General features: G+C 68.8%; 4 protein-coding genes. 2 read left to right on the top strand and 2 right to left on the bottom strand.

Annotated features, from left to right (window positions below; all coding sequences use genetic code 11):
- Positions 1–654, top strand: a 654-nt coding sequence (locus tag VYI76_RS13210) for a hypothetical protein (RefSeq protein ID WP_326525267.1), incomplete at its 5' end; no start/stop codon positions are given.
- Between the two features lie 160 nt (positions 655–814).
- Here the strand turns inward: VYI76_RS13210 and VYI76_RS13205 are convergent.
- Complete coding sequence (locus VYI76_RS13205; protein ID WP_326525266.1) at positions 815–1,138, bottom strand: thrombospondin type 3 repeat-containing protein; 324 nt, start codon at positions 1,136–1,138, stop codon at positions 815–817.
- A 98-nt stretch (positions 1,139–1,236) separates the two neighbouring features.
- Positions 1,237–2,274, bottom strand: coding sequence for a zinc-dependent alcohol dehydrogenase family protein (locus VYI76_RS13200; protein WP_326525265.1), 1,038 nt, complete (start codon positions 2,272–2,274; stop codon positions 1,237–1,239).
- Between the two features lie 180 nt (positions 2,275–2,454).
- On the opposite strand from VYI76_RS13200, the gene VYI76_RS13195 reads away from it, so the two are divergent.
- Positions 2,455–2,720, top strand: a 266-nt coding sequence (locus tag VYI76_RS13195) for a hypothetical protein (RefSeq protein ID WP_326525264.1), incomplete at its 3' end; no start/stop codon positions are given.

Raw genomic sequence — 2,720 nt, 5'->3', positions numbered from 1 at the left:
CGCGATCAGCGGGCGGGGATCTACGAGTACATCGTCGACGCTCTTGTGCGTGGGATCCAGGACGGCGGGAACTTGAAGGACCTGCGCGAGGCGTCGGCGGCGGTCGACGCGTATTGCGAGGGGTACACGCGGGCGTACGGGACCGAGACGCCGCTGGGACCGAAGGTGGCGGCGGCGCGGATGGAGCTCAAGTCGCGGCTGTCGGCGGCGGAGGAGAAGGCGGCGCGGACCTCGGTGGCGAAGCCAAAACCACTGGAAGGGCCGGAGGCGACGGGGCCGGCGCCGATGCCCGAGCCGGCGCCGACGGGCAAGCCGTGGAAGCCGCTGGTGATCACCGGGGCGGTGCTGACCGGCGTGGCTGGGCTGTCGATCGCGGCCTCGGTGTACGGCGGGGTTTCGGGGATCGGCTTGAGCCGCGATTACGACGCGATGTGTACGAAGGATGACCCGTCGGCGAGCTGCCAGGACCTGCTCGCCAAGGGCACGGGTGCGAACCGCCTGGCGGTGTCGGGGGCGGTGTTCGGGGCGCTGCTGCTCGGGGCCGGCGTGCCGCTGCTGGTGATCGGGATGAAGCGCAAGCGGGCGAATCGGCAGGCGCTCCAGCCCTTGCTGGCGCCGGGTTTTGTCGGCGTCGGGCTGCGCGGCAGGTTCTAGTCAGGCGCGCGTGAGCGCGGAGGTGACGACGCCATCAATTTTTATGGATACTCCTGACCAGGCAAAGCGCGGCATCAGACACGATATCGCCGCACCGCGAGGATACCGATTGCCAGGGTCCGCGAAACCCACTGCGAGGTCGACGCGCAATGGGTGAGCGTCAGATCGGGCAGCCGTCGCCGTCGGCCCGGCCGTCGCGGACTTCGGGGACATCGGGGCACTTGTCATAACGGTCCGAGATGCCGTCGCCGTCGCGGTCGACCACGGGGCAGCCGTCGCGCAGCGAGCCGGGTTGTCTGGGGCAGGAATCCGAGCCGTCCGGGACGCGGTCGCCGTCGCTGTCGGTCGGCGTCGTGATCGGTGTGGGGCGCGAGACGGGTCCGCTGGTCGCCCGGAGCGAGGGCGCTGGGGGCGTCTGCGCGGGCGCCGGCGCGTGAGCGCAGGCGAGGAGCAAGGCGGGGAGCAGGAGGCGAGCGTGACCCATGGTGGCGCGGACGGTATCATTTCGCGCCCGCGGCGACGCAGCAGAGATGCGCCCGCTCGCGGTGTTCTGGATAAGTGCGCGGGATGCGCTGAATCTGTTCACATTTCCACGATCACTTTCAGGGCCTTGGTATCGGCGGCGGCGGCGAAGGTTTCGTAGGCCGCGAGCATCTGGCTGAAGTCGAACCTGTGGGTGATCAGCTGGCGGGCGTCGATACGCTTCGACGAGACGATCTTGAGCAACATGGGGATCGACGCGGAATCGACCAGGCGGGTGGTGATCGTCACGTTGTGCGACCACAGGCGCTCCAGATGCAGGTCGACCTTCTTTCCGTGGACGCCGATGTTGGCGATGGTGCCGCCGGGGGCGACGATATCCTCGCAGAGCTTGAAGGTCTCGGGGATGCCGACGGCCTCGATGGCGGTGTCGACCCCACGTCCGGCGGTCAGGGCCATCACCTGCCGGGGCGCGTCGCCGCTGGCGCTGTTCACGGTGTCGGTCGCGCCGAAGCGCTTCGCGACCGCGAGGCGGTTGTCGTCGATATCGATCATGATGATCTGCGACGGCGAGTACAGCTGGGCGGTGAGCAGCGCCGCGAGGCCGATCGGCCCGGAGCCGACGATGGCGATGCTGGACGCGACCTGGACCTTGCCATTGAGCACGCCGCACTCGAAGCCGGTCGGCAGGATGTCGCTGAGCATGACCAGCGCCTCCTCGTCGCTGTCTGGCGGGATCGGGTAGAGGCTGGTGTCGGCGTGCGGGATGCGGACGAAGTTGGCCTGGGTGCCGTCGATGCTGTTGCCGAGCATCCAGCCGCCGGTCGTGCAGTGCGAATACATGGCCCGGCGGCACCATTCGCAGCGGCCGCAGGCGGTGATGCACGAGATCAGGACCCGGTCGCCCGGCTTGAAGCTGGTGACGGCCGGGCCGACGGCGTCGACGATGCCGACACCCTCGTGACCGAGGGTGGTGCCAGGACGGCAGGTCGGGACGTCGCCCTTGAGGATGTGCAGGTCGGTGCCGCAGATCGTGGAGCGGGTGACCTTGACGATCGCGTCGCCGGGGCCCAGGAGGGCCGGCTTGGGGCGGTCGTCGAGGCTCTTTTGGCCTGGGCCGTGAAATACGAGTGCTTGCATGATCGGACTCCGGGTGATGCGAACCTGGGCAAGAGAGCACGGGTATGGTGAGCGGGCAAAGGCGAGCCCGATGTGGCAAGTCCTGCCATTCCTTCTTCTCGGCGATAACCTCCGGGTAGACTAACCTCGGATTGTGTTAGGCTACGGGCCTTGCGCGCTTTCAACGCTTCCCTCGTCGTCATGCTCTCGGTCGCGGCCGGATGCGCGGTGCTCCAGGAGGACCGGCTCGATCGCCGTCATGGCGCGCGCCGGGTCCAGGAGCGCCAGGTCGCCAGCCTGGCCGCCGGCGCGGTCGACTTCGACACGCAGGTGCGCCCGATCCTCGAGGCGCGCTGCGTGGCGTGTCACGCCTGCTACGACGCTCCGTGCCAGCTCAAGCTCGGGTCCTCGGAGGGGATCGATCGCGGGGCCAACCCGAACAAGGTCTATGACGCGCTGCGCCTGCG

It is taken from the genome of Sphingomonas sp. (assembly GCF_035910975.1).
Taxonomy (GTDB): Bacteria; Pseudomonadota; Alphaproteobacteria; order Sphingomonadales; family Sphingomonadaceae; genus Sphingomonas.
The sequence above is the reverse complement of the archived record's forward strand: the minus strand, read 5'-3'. Positions and strand labels throughout refer to the sequence as shown.

What these genes read in the sequence shown, in the direction of transcription:
- VYI76_RS13205 (WP_326525266.1), bottom strand. Translation starts at nt 1,138, where the DNA reads ATGGGTCACGCTCGCCTCCTGCTCCCCGCCTTGCTCCTCGCCTGCGCT.
- VYI76_RS13200 (WP_326525265.1), bottom strand. Translation starts at nt 2,274, where the DNA reads ATGCAAGCACTCGTATTTCACGGCCCAGGCCAAAAGAGCCTCGACGAC.